Source organism: Vibrio antiquarius (assembly GCF_000024825.1).
Lineage (GTDB): Bacteria > Pseudomonadota > Gammaproteobacteria > Enterobacterales > Vibrionaceae > Vibrio > Vibrio diabolicus.
Genome location: NC_013456.1, coordinates 2800771 through 2816086, shown reverse-complemented (window position 1 = coordinate 2816086; position 15316 = coordinate 2800771). Strand labels below are relative to the sequence as shown.

The window sequence follows — 15316 nt, the reverse complement described above, 5'->3', positions numbered from 1 at the left end:
TCATCAGCTCCGGTCATGAAGCAAGTGCTTGAGTGCTGGCTCTATTCTGGAGTAGCTAAATTTGAAGCCAAGTTCGGTGAGCTTTTTGGGTTTGGCTCTCATGCTATCGAACAATAAACAGGAAGATTCACCCATTAGGAGCTCCATTGCCCATTTAGGCGTGAACAAGATATGTGGTCGTTTGAGCGTTTTTGCCAACGTGCCGCTAAAGATACGGTTAGTCACAGGGTGAGGTGCGCACATATTGAACGCACCGTGGGCATGTGGTGTTTCAAGCAAGTACATGATGGCGCGGACCATATCCAGAATGTGAATCCAAGGCATGTACTGGTTACCGTTCCCGAGCGGGCCGCCTACACCAAGTTTGTAAGGTAAGAGCATTTTTGCCAACGCACCGCCATTAAGCCCGAGTACTACGCCAGTTCGCAATAGACAAACACGTGTTTGTTCAGACTCTGCGCGTTTGGCTATTTGTTCCCATTTTGCACAAACCTCGTGAGGAAAGTCTTCACTGTTAACATGCAGGCACTCATCAAACGGGTGGTCTTGTTGATCGCCATAGTAACCAACGGCCGAGCCACTAATAAAAACTGCGGGAGGCTCTGTGCTGGCGTGGATCAGTTCAACGATTTGTTCGGTAATTTTCCAGCGACTTTTGCAGATTTTTTCTTTCTGCTCGCTGGTCCATCTTTTATCTGCGATAGGCTCACCCGCAAGATTAATTATGGCATCAATGTGATTGAGATCGGCGAATGACTCAAGCGAGTCAAGGTATTCGATATTACCCAAATCAGCGTGTTGGAGGCGTTGTTTTGCTTGCTCAGGAGAGCGTGTAAGTAGCATAACTTGGTGAGTGGATAGCAGCTTGAGCAACTCCGAACCAATAAACCCAGTGCCACCTGTGAGTAATATCTTCATGTTATCTCTTTGAATGTACACGTATTAGAACATTATAGTCGTTTTGTGCTGAGCTTGATCATCTCAACACTATTATTTCTAGGATAGTGGCAAGCCTGTAGCGAGGCTACTGACTTCACATATTGAAAAAATGTAACTAAATGTTATGTATGGCGCTAATTCGTTCACGGTAGGAGAACTAAATCTATGCCAGACTAAAAACATCGCTACCGGAACAAGCGTAATCAGTTTGCACCATCAAGGAGGATAGGTATGGAAGCATTTGTTGCTCTTTTTCGAGCTCTCCTTAATAGTGCTCGCGATCTGCTACCCATCGTTGTTGTTATCACTTTTTTTCAATTAGTTGTTTTGCAAGAGCCACTTCCTAATCTCATCTCCATTCTTTTTGGCTTATTGCTTGTGGTTTTAGGGTTAACGTTTTTTATTTTTGGTCTAGAGCTTGGTCTTTTTCCTATCGGAGAGAGTATGGCTCAAGCCTTTGCAAAAAAAGGCAGCGTATTCTGGTTGTTAGTTTTTGCGTTTTGTCTAGGCTTTGGCACCACGATCGCCGAGCCTGCATTAACGGCCGTAGCAGAAGAAGCATCAGAAGTTGCGGCAGAAGGCGGGATGATCCCAAACTCAGAGCAATCGATGCAGGATTATGGACAAGGGCTACGAGTAACGGTAGCGCTTTCTGTGGGAATCGCCATCGTTATTGGCGTTCTGCGCATCTTAAAAGGGTGGCCAATTCATTACATGATCATCGGCGGCTACGTCGGCGTTGTAGTCCTGACGTGGTTTGCACCGGAAGCCATTATTGGCGTTGCTTATGATTCTGGAGGTGTGACGACGTCGACTATCACCGTGCCTTTGGTCACTGCACTAGGGGTTGGTTTAGCATCGGCGATTAAAGGGCGAAACCCCATGGTGGATGGTTTTGGTTTGATCGCTTTTGCCTCGCTGCTACCGATGATGTTTGTGATGGTTTACGGAATGGTCGTAACATGATTTCAATTGAACATTTCCTAGACACTTTATTATCGACCGTTCGAGATGTCATTCCCATCGCCAGCATTATTTTTGGTTTTCAGTTAGCGGTGTTAAGGCGTCCAGTTAACAACCTTAAGAGGGTTTTGCTTGGGTTTGTTTATGTGATTCTTGGGCTCGCTCTTTTTTTGCTCGGATTAGAAATGGCTCTGTTTCCGCTCGGAGAGACCATGGCCGTGCAACTGACGGCGCCGGAATTTTTACAAGAGTTTAAAGTCTCTGTGGGAAAAGCCTTAGTGTGGGTCGACTACTATTGGGTGTATACCTTCGCCTTTTTTATCGGTTTTAGTACCACGATTGCTGAGCCTTCTCTAATCGCTGTAGCGATAAAAGCAAACCAAGTTTCTGGTGGCAGTATCAGTATTAACGGCTTACGCGTGGCTGTTGCATTTGGGGTGGCCATTGGCATCGCGCTAGGGAGCTATCGGATTGTTGTCGGTGACCCTATCCACTATTACATCATTGCGGGTTATATCGTGGTTGTGATTCAAACGTTTTATGCGCCAAAGCTTATTGTTCCGCTCGCCTACGATTCTGGAGGCGTCACGACTTCTACTGTCACTGTTCCGCTTGTAACCGCACTAGGGCTGGGGCTTGCTTCTACCGTCCCAGGAAGAAACCCAATGATTGATGGCTTTGGCTTGATCGCTTTTGCCAGTCTGTTTCCTATGATCTCTGTGATGGGCTATGCGCAAATAACCCAATGGCTGAATAAAGATGTCTCGGAGGACGAAGAAAATGCGCTTTAAATTGATACTTGCGTTTGTTGAAGACAGCAAAACAGACAAGGTACTGGACGCTGCTCGCGAAGCTGGCGCGACTGGTGCGACGGTGATTAATAACGCTCGTGGACAAGGTTTAAATCAAAAGCGAACGTTTTTTGGCTTAACGCTGGAAGTACAAAAAGATGTGCTGCTGTTTGTCGTTGAGGAGCACCTTTCTCGACACATATTAGAAACCATCAATGAAGTTGGTGAGTTCGACCGAGAGTCGGGGCAGGGCATTGCTATTCAGATCGATATTGAGGATGCAGTCGGTGTCGCGCATCAAGTAGAGACGTTGACCAAAGTGGTCGAGGATGAGTTATGAGCAGTCAAACGATAATTAGAGTTCGAGATGTAATGGCGGCTACTTATGTCATGGTTGATGGGCTAATGACAGTTTATGAAGGCATAACGTTGGCTAAAAAATACCAAGTCAAAGCGCTGGTGGTGAAAAAGCGAGATGACAACGATGAATATGGCATCGTCTTGATGAATGATATCGCCAAAAAGGTACTGGCGAATAATCGCTCTCCACAGCGCACGAATATTTATGAGATCATGACCAAGCCCGCTTTGTGTGTCGACCCTGATATGAATGTGAAATATTGTGCACGCCTATTTGAACGATTTGGCATTAGCCGAGCTCCGGTCATTGAAGATGGGGAGGTCATTGGCATGGTGAGTTATAACAATATTGTCATCAATGGCATGGTGCGAGAAGAAGTGTAATAGGTTGATATAAATGAAAAATCAACGCATTTTTTCTCAAGTCAGCGACTGTTACAAAGAACTAAAATATTTAATATATGTTAGGTTGCATATGTGTTAATTCGCCATTATTCTTTGCGCCCTAAGTCCATTGTCGAGGAATTTGTATCATGCCTTTAGTCTCTTGCCCTGTGTGTGAGAAACAAATCTCAAAGCGCGCTCACGCATGTCCAGGATGCGGAGAGCCAGACCCGCTGCACCACCTAGCTAAGTCAAAATTTATGTCGATGGTGTTTTGGATACTGGTGTTGGTTGGAACTGCGTATGCCGCATGGTTCTATATTTTGCCTATGGTCATTGAATCATTGCGCTATCAGTAGTCGTTGGTTGAGCTGTCATAAAAATGCCGTAGAATGACCTCGTACTTTGTGAGGAGACGATGTCGTGAAACTATTTTTTGCCTCAGATCTGCATGGCTCTTTGCCAGCAACTAAAGAAACTATTGAGCTATTTTTAGCCTCTGGTGCGGAGCACCTGATTTTGTTGGGGGATACGCTAAACCACGGGCCAAGAAACCCGATTCCAGAAGGTTACAACCCACCTCAGGTGGCGGAACTATTGAACCAATACAGTGATCAAATTATTTCTGTGCGTGGTAACTGCGATAGTGAAGTGGACCAAATGCTATTGAAGTTTCCAATGATGATGGATTACTCGTGGGTGCTACTTGAATCTGGTAAGAGAATCTTTTTGACTCATGGTCACTTGTACAACTCTGAAAAACGGCCGCCACTGCGTGAAGGTGATATCATCGCCCACGGTCATACGCATGTTCCTGTCGCAGAGATGCAAGATGGGGCCATTATTTTTAACCCAGGCTCGATGACATTTCCACGTAATGGTTTACCAAGAAGCTTTGGTACTTTAGAAGACAATACGCTAACGGTAAAAACGCCAGAAGGCGAAGTATTAGCACAAACCATGATTTAACGGTTTTACTAAGTAAAAATATAGGGAGCGAATTGCTCCCTATTTTGTGTCTGAATGTCCTAAATCGCGTTCTGGGTCGATAATGTCTCTTACGCGCTGTTTTAGCACCTTTGCTTCAGGAAAGCCGCTGTCTTTTTTCCGTTCCCAAATTTGCTGGCCATTGCAGAAAATTTCGAAGCGACCACCCGTATCTGGGTGTAAGCTGATCGTTTCTATTTCTTCGCTAAAAGTATGCAGTAGTTCTTGCGATAGCCAAGTTGAACGCAACATCCAGTTGCATTGGCGGCAGTAATAAATATCAATGATTGCTTTATCCATGAAACTTTCCTTTTAATCGGTTTAAACTAGCAACTTGATACCCACGGAAAACGTGAGAATTTCGAATGCAATTTTAATCACTCGGTTGCTGTATCGAGTCGCGGCCCATGCGCCTAAACTGCCGCCTAGAAATGAGCTTAACAATAAAACAGGCAACCAAGCCCAATGTATCGGAGCGCCAGCTTGGACGACGGCAATGCCTCCAATGCCATTCCAAAACAACCCGACACAAATCATGGTGTAAGCAACGGCTTGTTTATAGTTATACCCAAACCAGCGAACTAAAAATAATGTCACGAGCAGACCAGAACCTGCGGTCAGCGACCCGTTGATGATACCGATGAGCATTAGTCCGACACCGCCGATGACCCAACCGATTGGGTGACGGTTACGTATTATTTCTGATTGGCCTAACGATTTCTTAAATCGTGAATAGATGCCGAGCGCGAGAATCATGCTCCCTAGCATTTTTTCCGCCATACCATCAGGTATTTGGACAATTAAGTTCGCCCCTAAGACTACGCCAATGCTGCCAGAGACTATAAGGTAGAGCGCGACCTTCCATTTAATTGTGCCTGCTTTTAAGTGTGTGCTTGCTGCCCCTAAGCCTAAAGCGACGGAAGCCACTTTATGTGTCCCCAGCGCAACCGAGAATGGCAAGCCGAGAAAGATGAGCAAAGGGAATTGAAGTAAGCCTGCACCGCCGCCAGAAAGCGAAGCCAGAGTATTGGCGATAAGTGAGCCGAAAAAGAGGGTGAGGGTATCTAGCCAATCCATAAGCAAAATAAAGGGGGCGTCTTGCCCCCTTATCATCAAATCAAAGTTAGTTTTTAAACAGCACCGAAGAACCGTGGTTCAAGCTAGTGAGCAATAGCGTTTTTTCGTTCACGACATCAATACGGCGACTTTGCTCGGCATCAAGCTTAAAGATTTGAGTGATCAAACGTAGCTGTGCTTCGGAGAAGTCTTTTGATTGAGAAGATGAAATATCTTTAAACTCAGAAGGCGAAACCAACAAATAGTTGTCACTGACTTCCCAGCGCCCTTTTTCCGAGATATTAATCGTGGATTCTGCCGTTGAACCTTGAGCGAATAGTTTGATATTTGCTACGCGAATATAGTCACCATTAGGGAGATATTTCACATTTGATTCAACATTAACACGACGCAGTGGGCCGACAGGATCGTCAGGCAAGCTGTCTGTAATGACCGTCACCATGGTTGACTGCCACTCATTGGCAGTGAGGACCTGTTCCACTTTTAGGTCGCTACCCCAATATAACCAACCACTGAAAAGAACGGATACGGCCAAAACCGCAGATGCTAATTTTATCTTCATTCTGGCCTCCTTATTTACAGATATCGGTTGGGTCATTTTGACCAGCGAAAATACGCAATGTCACGTTCTCATATGAATGTTGACTGTCATGAATGTAGTTCAGAATCAGCTGATTGTTCTGGCCACCTGTAGCAATCACTTCTACCGGCATTGAATCTTCTGCATGGTATTTTACGTAGCGTTCAATGCACTGCTCAATGGACGGCAACCAACTATTGATTTGCGGGTGGTTCACTGGCGTCATCACAGGTACATTTTGATACTCACCAATCTGACGGAATTGGGATTCTGCGGGATTGGTGAATAGCAATACACAAATAGGAAGCAGCAGAGACAAAAGAACGATCATACGCGGTAGCCAGTTATTTGTGTTAGCTGCTGGTTTTGGCTGTGCCTTAGGTGGTTCTACTTGAGGCTCTACTTCAGTCGTGGTGTCTGTCGCCGCTTCTGCTGACGGCGCGTCACTTGTTTCTATTTCCGCTGCGTGCACTTCATTTTCAGAAGTGGCTTCTTCAACGTCAGTATTAGAGTCAGCAGATAATGGGCTTAAGCGTTCCACTGAACAAATGAGTTGATAACCGCGTTTAGGAACCGTTTTAACAAACTCTGGAGATTTTGTTGAGTCCTTCAACATCTTACGCAGAGTAGAGATCGCTTGAGTCAGGCTTGAGTCATCCACCTCAAAACCTTGCTCACGCCAAACAAACTCGTGAAGCTCGTTACGGGTTAAAACTTCGTTTGGTCTCTCTGCCAACATCAGAAGTATACGGCTTTCGTTGCTTCCTAATCGTACAACGTCGTTGCCGTTTTGTTGGTCAGCGAGCGAATTACTATTTGGATCAAAGGTGAACCTTTGAGCAAGTAGAAATTTGGTGCCGATGTTAGTCATTTAGTTCTTCTTAGATGGATGATGTTGTAATTATAGTGATTTATGTCACAAAATTACCGAAGCGCATGGAGTGCGCACGACATTTTAGATGCTTTTAGGCTGGTAGGATAATTAAATTTTTCTAAAAAAACACCGTTTTTAGCAATATTGACCTTGAATTTACATTTGTCAGCCACATGTTAAATGACATCTCAGTAAGGTAATTTCAAGGGGAAAGTCACAAACTTATCTCCATGAAAAAACCAATTAGTTTAGATGTTATGGAGCACACATGAGCGAAACCGTATCTCAAAACAAAGAAACTCGTGGTTTTCAATCAGAAGTAAAACAACTACTGCATTTAATGATCCATTCTCTTTATTCAAATAAAGAGATCTTTTTGCGCGAGCTGATTTCTAACGCATCAGATGCATCGGACAAGCTGCGCTTCCAAGCGCTATCTAACCCAGACTTATATGAAGGTAATGCAGATCTTTGCGTGAAACTGTCGTTTGATGAAAGCGCAAATACCTTAACCATTTCTGATAACGGTATCGGTATGAGCCGCGATGATGTGATCGAGCACTTAGGTACGATTGCAAAATCCGGGACCGCGGAGTTTTTCTCAAAGCTGTCTGAAGAGCAGAGCAAAGACTCTCAGCTTATTGGTCAGTTTGGTGTTGGCTTCTACTCTGCGTTTATCGTTGCTGATGCCGTCACCGTACGCACTCGTGCTGCGGGCCTAGCCGCTGATGAAGCAGTACAATGGCACTCAGCCGGTGAAGGTGAGTACACCATCGAAAACATCACTAAAGAATCGCGTGGTACTGATATCATTCTTCATATGCGTGAAGAAGGTAAAGAGTTCCTAAATGAATGGCGTCTACGTGATGTGATCAGTAAGTACTCGGATCACATTGGCATCCCAGTTTCAATCCAAACTGCTGTTCGCGATGACGAAGGCAAAGAAACGGATGAGAAGAAGTGGGAGCAAATCAACAAAGCTCAAGCACTGTGGACGCGTAATAAATCGGATATCTCAGATGAAGAGTATCAAGAGTTCTACAAGCACGTATCACATGACTTTGCTGATCCATTGGTTTGGAGCCATAACCGTGTAGAAGGTAAAAACGATTACACGAGCTTGCTTTACATCCCATCTAAAGCGCCATGGGATATGATGAACCGCGACCACAAATCAGGCTTGAAACTGTACGTACAACGCGTGTTCATTATGGACGATGCAGAGCAGTTCATGCCGTCTTACCTACGTTTTGTACGAGGTTTAATAGACTCCAATGATCTGCCACTCAACGTATCGCGTGAGATCTTACAAGATAACAAAGTGACTCAGTCTCTACGTAATGCTTGTACTAAGCGTGTGCTAACGATGTTAGAGCGCATGGCTAAGAATGATGAAGAGAAATACCAATCATTCTGGAAAGAGTTTGGTCTTGTGATGAAAGAGGGTCCGGCAGAAGACTTCGCAAACAAAGAGAAAGTTGCAGGCCTATTGCGCTTTGCTTCAACTGAAGTGGATTCTGCGGAGCAAACCGTGGGTCTAGCTGCTTACGTTGAGCGCATGAAAGAAGGTCAAGATAAGATCTACTACTTGACGGCAGACAGCTATGCAGCTGCGAAAAACAGCCCTCACTTAGAGCAGTTCAAAGCGAAAGGCATTGAAGTTATCTTGATGTACGACCGCATTGATGAGTGGCTGATGAACTACTTAACTGAGTTTGACGGCAAGCAGTTCCAGTCAATCACAAAAGCTGGGCTCGATCTAAGTCAGTTTGAAGATGAAGCAGAAAAAGAGAAGCAGAAAGAAACTGAAGAAGAGTTTAAGTCGGTTGTAGAACGCACGAAGTCTTACCTAGGTGATCGTGTGAAAGAAGTTCGTACGACCTTTAAACTCGCGTCTACACCTGCTGTTGTGGTAACGGACGATTACGAAATGGGCACTCAAATGGCGAAGCTTCTTGCAGCGGCGGGTCAGGCAGTGCCAGAAGTGAAGTACATCTTTGAGCTAAACCCTGAGCACGAGCTGGTTAAGCGCATGGCTGACGAAGCGGATGAAGAGGCATTTGGTCGTTGGGTAGAAGTCCTGTTTGGTCAAGCAATGCTTGCAGAGCGAGGCTCAATTGAGGACCCAACGGAGTTCTTAGGAGCTGTTAATAAACTTTTGACTAAGGTGTAATAACCTCAGTACATCAAAAAGCTCGCATTTCGCGAGCTTTTTGTTTGTTGTCGCAAAATTTTGCATCTCAGGTGTTGAGTTAATAATCAATAGGGCGTGAAAGAGGGTATCGTTAACATTCTTTAGTCTTAATACACTCTTTGCGCGGCGAACCTGTGATAGAATCTGCGACTTGAATGTGAGTAATAAGGCGTGTATTTTTGCTCGCCTATATACGTTATACCGAAACTTATCGTTGCGAGTGCTTCTCGGGTTTGATGTCTAAGAAGCCCAGCTATTGTGAGCTTCGGTATAAATCTTAAATATTAAAGAGGATAAATCATGCGCATCATTCTTCTAGGTGCTCCAGGTGCAGGTAAAGGCACACAAGCAAACTTCATCATGGAAAAATACGGTATTCCACAAATCTCTACTGGTGATATGCTTCGTGCTGCTATCAAAGCAGGTACAGAGCTTGGTAAACAAGCTAAAGCTGTTATCGACGCTGGTCAGCTAGTTTCTGATGAAATCATCCTTGGCCTTATCAAAGAGCGTATCGCTCAAGAAGACTGTGCGAACGGTTTCCTACTGGATGGTTTCCCACGTACTATTCCTCAAGCTGACGGCCTAAAAGAAATGGGCGTTGATGTAGACTACGTTATCGAATTTGACGTTGCAGATGATGTGATTGTTGAGCGTATGGCAGGTCGTCGTGCTCACCTTCCTTCTGGTCGTACTTACCACGTTGTTTACAACCCACCTAAAGTGGAAGGTAAAGATGACGTAACTGGTGAAGATCTTGTTGTTCGTGATGACGACAAAGAAGAAACAGTACGTGCACGTCTAGGTGTTTACCACGAGCAAACTGCACCACTAATCAACTACTACGGTAAAGAAGCTGAAGCAGGCAACACTAAGTACCTTAAGTTTGATGGTACTAAGCAAGTAGCTGAAGTTAGTGCAGATATCGAGAAAGCACTCTCTTAATTTGCTGAAGTCAAAAATTTAATATTTTGATATATTGAAAGCGACCCAAGTGGTCGCTTTTTTTAGTTTACTCGTAAACATATATCTAAATGACTTCAAGTGGCAGCGATGCAGCGCTGTGAGGCTATTTAAGTATATGAACTAAGCCGTTTACCATGAATAGGATGTTATGAAAGAGAATAATAAACAGGGTGTACTCCTCGTGAACCTGGGTACTCCTGACGCACCAACCGCTCCTGCCGTAAAGCGCTTTTTAAGTCAGTTTCTTCATGATCACCGAGTGGTAGACATGACTCGATGGCTTTGGTGTCCGCTATTGCACGGCGTTATCCTTCCAATCCGAGCTCCCAAGGTTGCTAAACTCTACCAATCAGTTTGGATGGAAGAGGGCTCGCCACTGATGGTGTACTCTAAGCGTCAAACAGAAAAGCTGGCTCAAAAGCTTGATATGCCAGTCGAACTTGGCATGACTTATGGAAATCCAAGTTTGCAATCAGGTTTTGAAGCGCTATTGGCCCAAGGGGTAGAGGAAGTCATCGTTTTACCTTTGTATCCGCAATACTCGGGCACAACAACGGCAGCGGTTTCTGACGGAATCACTAAAGCGTTTAAAAACCTGCCCGTGATGCCGGGCTTTAGCTTTATTCGGGATTACTACAATCACCCGAAATACATCGAAGCGTTAGCGCATTCAGTTCGTGAACATTGGCAAGAGTATGGTAAGGGAGACTACTTGCTATGTTCTTATCACGGTATTCCAAAACGTTACGCTGATAATGGGGATGTTTACCCTCAGCACTGTGAAGAGACGACTCGCTTACTCGCTGAAGCGTTAGGGTTAAACGAGCAACAGATAGGTATGACGTATCAGTCTCGATTTGGCCGAGAAGAGTGGTTACAGCCCTATACCGATAAAACCCTAGAGGCACTTCCTGCAAAAGGGGTAAAAAATATCAATGTAGTGACACCAGCATTCTCTTCGGATTGTTTAGAAACGTTGGAAGAGATCTCGGAAGAGTGTAAAGAGATTTTCCTTGAAGCAGGTGGTGAAAGCTTTACTTACATTCCTTGTTTGAACGATAGTGAGCTTCATATAGAAATGATGGCTGAGTTAGTTCACTCTAAGCTTTAGGTACAAAAAGGGTCGCAAAAGCGACCCTTTCATTTTTTGTAGAACGATCAAGCGACTTGTACTTGCTGCTCTTCTACTTGTTCTGCTGTGCTGTGAGTATTCTCTGCACCATGCATCCAGCGAACGAGCGTATTCGAGAACAGAAGTAGGATGACGCCACTCACGGTAGCGCTGACTGCAATGCCACTAAAGATAGCCATTGCGCCCAATTCTCCTACGTGAGATCCCACATAGCCCGCAACGTAGTTTGCAATCGCATTACAGCCAAACCATGCACCCATCATGAGTGAAGCTAAGCGAAGCGGTGCTAACTTGGTCACTAGTGAAAGACCAATTGGAGATAAGCACAGTTCGCCCAAGGTGTGGAAGAAGAAAGCACCCACCAGCCACAACATTGATGTTTTTACCGTTGTGTCTCCACCTTGTTCTAGCACAGCGCCAACCATACATAGGAAGCCAATTGCCAAGAAAAATAGTGCCATCGCAAATTTCACTGGCGACGTAGGTTCGCGTTTCCCCAGTTTTACCCAAAGGACCGCCAGAACTGGTGCTAGGGTAATAATGAAAAATGGGTTTAGCGATTGGAACCACGCAGCAGGTACTTCAAAACCACCAATCATACGATCAGTATATTGTTGAGTGTAGATGTTCATTAGGCCACCGGCCTGCTCAAAGCCAGCCCAGAAGACGATAGTGAATAAGCTCATGACCAAAATTACTTTTAGTCGGTTTACTTCTTCTTTCGTTAGGGGTTGCTTCGTGGTGGAGTTTTTGTTGCTTAGATCTCGTTTTGCTGCGGGCTCGCGACCGATGTCACCAAGCCAAGACTGAGCTAGCACCATTTGCATCACTAAGCTAATAATCATACCTACACCTGCGGCCACAAAACCGGCTTTCCAACCGTAAGAGGTTGTCACAGAGCCAGAAACGACGCCGGCAAGTAACGCACCTAAGTTGATACCCATATAAAAGATAGTGAATGCGCCGTCACGACGGTTGTCACCTTCTTTATATAAATCGCCAACCATGGTTGAGATATTCGGCTTAAAGAGGCCGTTACCAGTGATAAGCAGACCAAGACCTAAATAGAAACTGTGTAGCGAACCAATACCCAGAGCGTCAGCAGGAAGTGCGAGTGTAAACTGGCCGATAGCCATTAACGCGCCACCAAGCAAAATTGAACGGCGTTGACCTAGATAGTTATCCGCTAAGTAACCTCCGATGAGAGGTGTGATATACACAAGACCAGTATAAATACCGTATAGGTCTAGTGCGTCTTTGGTTGACCAGCCAAGGCCGCCATTCATCGTTGTATCTGTAAGGTAAAGTACTAGAATGGCGCGCATTGCGTAGTAAGAAAAGCGTTCCCACAGTTCAGTACCGAACAATAAGAACAAGCCACGAGGGTGGCCGAAATATTGATGTTGGTTTGACATAAGCTCTTCTAATAATAGTTATTACATTTTTTAACGACTTCTACGTATACATTGCAATTTAATGAGTGACAAACAATAAAATTTTGCATTACGACTAAAGTTGTTTGTTAAGTGACTGTTTTTGGGTGAATTTGCAGATGATATGATGGTGTGTTGGCTGTGTTACAAACTTAATTTCCATTTTTGTCTATGGACTTCTTCTCGTAAGTTCTTGAAAAGATACCGTTAATGCGAGCGATGTATAATCATACTTTTATAGATAAACTGAATGTCAATGACTCAACTTTGGCTTAATGCTAGGATAAAAACAAAATAGAATTGGCTAGTAAAAAAGATGAAACGTTGGTATCTACTTTATTGTAAACGTGGGGAGCAGGTTAGGGCGAAACAGCACCTTGAAAACCAAGGTGTAGAGTGCTTTTATCCAACTGTAGAAGTTGAGAAGATTTTGCGCGGGAAAAGACAAAAAGTCGAAGAGCCGCTGTTTCCTTGTTATGTGTTTGCGTACTTTGATTATGAACAGGGACCTAACTTCACCTCAGTCCGCTCCACTCGAGGGGTTGTTGATTTTGTGCGTTTTGGTGCTCAACCGAAAGAAGTCCAAGGTGACTTAGTCTTTGAATTGATGCAGCTAGAAAAATGCTGTAATGAAAATACCGCTTCTGAGTGTATGCCAAAACCAGGTGATCAAATCCGAGTTAAGAGCGGTCAGTTTGCAGGTATAGATGCTATCTTCCAAGAGCAAGATGGTGAGAAACGCTCAATCATGTTAGTGCAGATGATCACTAAACGAGTGCCTGTCAGTATTGATAACAGCGATTTAGACTTGAAATAGCTAATGTGTACAAACAAAAAAAGAGGTGCTTTGGCACCTCTTTTTTAATCTTGCTGGTAATCACCAGCAGTGGGACGCTGTTTAGCGAGCTTAGCAAAACAACGATGGTTACCGATTAGGTAGGGCATGACACCCTACTTAGTCGCTTAGTAAGCGTCGTTATGGACGGTTTGCACCGCACGACCTGACGGGTCTACACAGTTTTGGAATGACTCATCCCATTCAATCGCTTTCGCTGATGAACAAGCTACTGAAGGACCACCTGGCACACACTCAGCCGCTGAAGGTAGTGGGAACAGCTCTTCAAAGATTTCTCGGTACACGTAACCTTCTTTTGTGGTTGGCGTGTTGTATGGGAAGCGGTATTGAGCCGTTTCCATCTGCTGATCCGTCACTTTTTGCTCTGCGACTTCTTTCAACGTATCAATCCAGCTGTAACCTACGCCATCAGAGAACTGTTCTTTTTGACGCCATGCGATCGACTCTGGCAAGTAATGCTCAAAACACTCGCGTAGAATGTGTTTTTCCATTTTGCCGTTGCCACACATCTTATCTGCTGGGTTTAGGCGCATTGCAACGTCGATAAACTCTTTATCAAGGAACGGTACTCGGCCTTCAACCCCCCATGCCGCTAGCGATTTGTTTGCGCGAGCGCAGTCAAACATGTTCAGAGCAAGCAGCTTACGTACCGTTTCTTCGTGGAACTCTTTCGCGTTTGGTGCTTTGTGGAAATATAGGTAACCACCAAAGATCTCATCTGCACCTTCACCAGAAAGTACCATCTTAATGCCCATCGCTTTGATCTTACGACCCATTAAGAACATAGGTGTGGATGCGCGGATGGTGGTCACATCGTACGTTTCGATGTGGTAAATCACGTCGCGAATCGCGTCGAGACCTTCTTGAATTGTATAAGTCATTTCATGGTGAACGGTACCGATTTGGTCGGCAACTTCGCGAGCGGCTTTCAGGTCAGGCGCGCCTTCTAGGCCCACAGCAAAAGAGTGCAGTTGTGGCCACCAAGCTTCAGACTTTTCATCGTCTTCAATTCGCATTGCAGCAAAACGTTTAGCCACAGCAGAGGTGATGGATGAATCTAAACCACCTGATAGTAAAACACCATATGGAACATCCGTCATTAGTTGGCGTTTAACCGCTGCTTCTAGTGCTTCAGTCAGTTCTTCTTTGCTGGTGGTGTTACCTTGAACGGCAGCGTATTCGTTCCAGTCACGAACATAGTAACGCGTTGGCTCGGCATCTTTTGAACTGTAGTAGCTACCAGGAGGGAACTCGCTCACTGTTTTACATACTGGAACAAGTGCCTTCATCTCTGATGCAACATAGTAGTTGCCATGCTCATCATGACCTTGATAAAGAGGGATAATGCCAATGTGATCGCGACCGACTAAGTATTCGTCTTTTTCTTCATCGTACAGAACAAAAGCGAAAATACCGTTTAGTTCTTCAAGGAGATCTGCACCCATATCTTGGTACAGTGCAAGAATGACTTCACAGTCTGAATCGGTTTGAAACTCGTATTTTCCTTCGTAACGAGCACGAATTTCTTTATGGTTGTAGATTTCACCATTGACTGCAAGGATGAGCTTTTTATCAGGGCTGTATAGCGGTTGTGCACCACTATTTAGGCCAACAATCGCCAAGCGCTCATGCGCTAAAATAGCGCGCTCTGAAGAGTAAATCCCAGACCAGTCAGGGCCACGATGACGAAGTTTTTTCGACATTTCTAATGCGATAGGGCGCAATGCGGCTGCATCGCTTTTAATGTCTAAAATGCCAAATACTGAACACATACTACATC

17 protein-coding genes are annotated in these 15316 nt (G+C 44.8%); 10 read left to right on the top strand and 7 right to left on the bottom strand.

Annotated elements, in window-relative coordinates:
• Positions 1 to 3 precede the first annotated feature (3 nt).
• Positions 4 to 918, bottom strand: a complete 915-nt coding sequence (locus VEA_RS12995; RefSeq protein WP_005393083.1) for a TIGR01777 family oxidoreductase — start codon at positions 916 to 918, stop codon at positions 4 to 6.
• A gap of 252 nt (positions 919 to 1170) precedes the next feature.
• Here VEA_RS12995 and VEA_RS12990 point away from each other — a divergent pair, with 252 nt between their 5' ends.
• The 6 genes from VEA_RS12990 (at position 1171) to yfcE (ending at position 4406) form a co-directional block, all read left to right on the top strand.
• A complete protein-coding gene (locus VEA_RS12990; protein ID WP_005393081.1) occupies positions 1171 to 1905 on the top strand; it encodes a DUF1538 domain-containing protein in 735 nt (244 codons plus the stop codon).
• A complete protein-coding gene (locus VEA_RS12985; protein WP_005393079.1) occupies positions 1902 to 2693 on the top strand; it encodes a DUF1538 domain-containing protein in 792 nt (263 codons plus the stop codon). Before VEA_RS12990 ends, VEA_RS12985 begins: the two co-directional genes overlap by 4 nt.
• Positions 2683 to 3033 (top strand): P-II family nitrogen regulator, encoded by a 351-nt coding sequence (locus VEA_RS12980; RefSeq protein ID WP_005393077.1) that lies wholly within the window; start codon positions 2683 to 2685, stop codon positions 3031 to 3033. The genes VEA_RS12985 and VEA_RS12980 overlap by 11 nt, the downstream gene beginning before the upstream one ends.
• Entirely contained in the window at positions 3030 to 3437 is a 408-nt protein-coding gene (locus tag VEA_RS12975; RefSeq protein ID WP_005393075.1) for a CBS domain-containing protein, read from the top strand. The genes VEA_RS12980 and VEA_RS12975 overlap by 4 nt, the downstream gene beginning before the upstream one ends.
• A 149-nt stretch (positions 3438 to 3586) precedes the next feature.
• Positions 3587 to 3796, top strand: a complete 210-nt coding sequence (locus VEA_RS23450; protein ID WP_005393073.1) for a hypothetical protein — start codon at positions 3587 to 3589, stop codon at positions 3794 to 3796.
• Between the two features lie 64 nt (positions 3797 to 3860).
• On the top strand, positions 3861 to 4406 hold the full coding sequence (gene yfcE, locus VEA_RS12970) for a phosphodiesterase (RefSeq protein ID WP_005393071.1): 546 nt from the start codon (positions 3861 to 3863) through the stop codon (positions 4404 to 4406).
• Positions 4407 to 4445: 39 nt separating this feature from the next.
• Here yfcE and VEA_RS12965 read toward each other — a convergent pair whose 3' ends face one another.
• The 4 genes from VEA_RS12965 to VEA_RS12950 are packed head-to-tail and all read right to left on the bottom strand — an operon-like array spanning position 4446 to position 6952.
• Positions 4446 to 4724 (bottom strand): Rdx family protein, encoded by a 279-nt coding sequence (locus tag VEA_RS12965; protein WP_005382088.1) that lies wholly within the window; start codon positions 4722 to 4724, stop codon positions 4446 to 4448.
• 21 nt (positions 4725 to 4745) lie between these two features.
• A complete protein-coding gene (locus tag VEA_RS12960) occupies positions 4746 to 5501 on the bottom strand; it encodes a sulfite exporter TauE/SafE family protein (RefSeq protein WP_012842051.1) in 756 nt (251 codons plus the stop codon).
• Positions 5502 to 5547: 46 nt separating this feature from the next.
• Positions 5548 to 6063 (bottom strand): transmembrane regulator ToxS, encoded by a 516-nt coding sequence (gene toxS / locus VEA_RS12955; RefSeq protein WP_005393067.1) that lies wholly within the window; start codon positions 6061 to 6063, stop codon positions 5548 to 5550.
• 10 nt (positions 6064 to 6073) lie between these two features.
• Positions 6074 to 6952: a transcriptional regulator gene (locus tag VEA_RS12950; protein ID WP_006742717.1), complete on the bottom strand. Its 879-nt coding sequence runs from the start codon at positions 6950 to 6952 to the stop codon at positions 6074 to 6076.
• Positions 6953 to 7223: 271 nt separating this feature from the next.
• Between VEA_RS12950 and htpG the strand changes: the two genes are divergently transcribed.
• The 3 genes from htpG to hemH all read left to right on the top strand — a co-directional run bounded on the left by htpG (position 7224) and on the right by hemH (position 11226).
• Positions 7224 to 9128, top strand: a complete 1905-nt coding sequence (gene htpG, locus VEA_RS12945; RefSeq protein WP_006742716.1) for a molecular chaperone HtpG — start codon at positions 7224 to 7226, stop codon at positions 9126 to 9128.
• 321 nt (positions 9129 to 9449) lie between these two features.
• Entirely contained in the window at positions 9450 to 10094 is a 645-nt protein-coding gene (gene adk / locus VEA_RS12940; RefSeq protein WP_005393061.1) for an adenylate kinase, read from the top strand.
• Positions 10095 to 10263: 169 nt separating this feature from the next.
• Positions 10264 to 11226, top strand: coding sequence for a ferrochelatase (gene hemH, locus VEA_RS12935; protein ID WP_006742715.1), 963 nt, complete (start codon positions 10264 to 10266; stop codon positions 11224 to 11226).
• A 47-nt stretch (positions 11227 to 11273) separates the two neighbouring features.
• Here hemH and VEA_RS12930 read toward each other — a convergent pair whose 3' ends face one another.
• Entirely contained in the window at positions 11274 to 12662 is a 1389-nt protein-coding gene (locus VEA_RS12930; protein ID WP_005393058.1) for a peptide MFS transporter, read from the bottom strand.
• Positions 12663 to 12996: 334 nt separating this feature from the next.
• Between VEA_RS12930 and rfaH the strand changes: the two genes are divergently transcribed.
• Complete coding sequence (rfaH, locus tag VEA_RS12925; RefSeq protein WP_005393056.1) at positions 12997 to 13497, top strand: transcription/translation regulatory transformer protein RfaH; 501 nt, start codon at positions 12997 to 12999, stop codon at positions 13495 to 13497.
• Positions 13498 to 13643: 146 nt separating this feature from the next.
• On the opposite strand, the gene asnB is transcribed toward rfaH, so the two are convergent.
• Complete coding sequence (gene asnB, locus VEA_RS12920) at positions 13644 to 15308, bottom strand: asparagine synthase B (protein WP_005393054.1); 1665 nt, start codon at positions 15306 to 15308, stop codon at positions 13644 to 13646.
• Positions 15309 to 15316: the final 8 nt, after the last annotated feature.

Excerpts from the sequence above, each read along its gene's own strand:
- VEA_RS12995 (WP_005393083.1), bottom strand. The coding sequence starts at position 918 with ATGAAGATATTACTCACAGGTGGCACTGGGTTTATTGGTTCGGAGTTG.
- VEA_RS12990 (WP_005393081.1), top strand. The coding sequence starts at position 1,171 with ATGGAAGCATTTGTTGCTCTTTTTCGAGCTCTCCTTAATAGTGCTCGC.
- VEA_RS12985 (WP_005393079.1), top strand. The coding sequence starts at position 1,902 with ATGATTTCAATTGAACATTTCCTAGACACTTTATTATCGACCGTTCGA.
- VEA_RS12980 (WP_005393077.1), top strand. The coding sequence starts at position 2,683 with ATGCGCTTTAAATTGATACTTGCGTTTGTTGAAGACAGCAAAACAGAC.
- VEA_RS12975 (WP_005393075.1), top strand. The coding sequence starts at position 3,030 with ATGAGCAGTCAAACGATAATTAGAGTTCGAGATGTAATGGCGGCTACT.
- VEA_RS23450 (WP_005393073.1), top strand. The coding sequence starts at position 3,587 with ATGCCTTTAGTCTCTTGCCCTGTGTGTGAGAAACAAATCTCAAAGCGC.
- VEA_RS12965 (WP_005382088.1), bottom strand. The coding sequence starts at position 4,724 with ATGGATAAAGCAATCATTGATATTTATTACTGCCGCCAATGCAACTGG.
- VEA_RS12960 (WP_012842051.1), bottom strand. The coding sequence starts at position 5,501 with ATGGATTGGCTAGATACCCTCACCCTCTTTTTCGGCTCACTTATCGCC.
- toxS (WP_005393067.1), bottom strand. The coding sequence starts at position 6,063 with ATGAAGATAAAATTAGCATCTGCGGTTTTGGCCGTATCCGTTCTTTTC.
- VEA_RS12950 (WP_006742717.1), bottom strand. The coding sequence starts at position 6,952 with ATGACTAACATCGGCACCAAATTTCTACTTGCTCAAAGGTTCACCTTT.
- htpG (WP_006742716.1), top strand. The coding sequence starts at position 7,224 with ATGAGCGAAACCGTATCTCAAAACAAAGAAACTCGTGGTTTTCAATCA.
- adk (WP_005393061.1), top strand. The coding sequence starts at position 9,450 with ATGCGCATCATTCTTCTAGGTGCTCCAGGTGCAGGTAAAGGCACACAA.
- hemH (WP_006742715.1), top strand. The coding sequence starts at position 10,264 with ATGAAAGAGAATAATAAACAGGGTGTACTCCTCGTGAACCTGGGTACT.
- VEA_RS12930 (WP_005393058.1), bottom strand. The coding sequence starts at position 12,662 with ATGTCAAACCAACATCAATATTTCGGCCACCCTCGTGGCTTGTTCTTA.
- rfaH (WP_005393056.1), top strand. The coding sequence starts at position 12,997 with ATGAAACGTTGGTATCTACTTTATTGTAAACGTGGGGAGCAGGTTAGG.
- asnB (WP_005393054.1), bottom strand. The coding sequence starts at position 15,308 with ATGTGTTCAGTATTTGGCATTTTAGACATTAAAAGCGATGCAGCCGCA.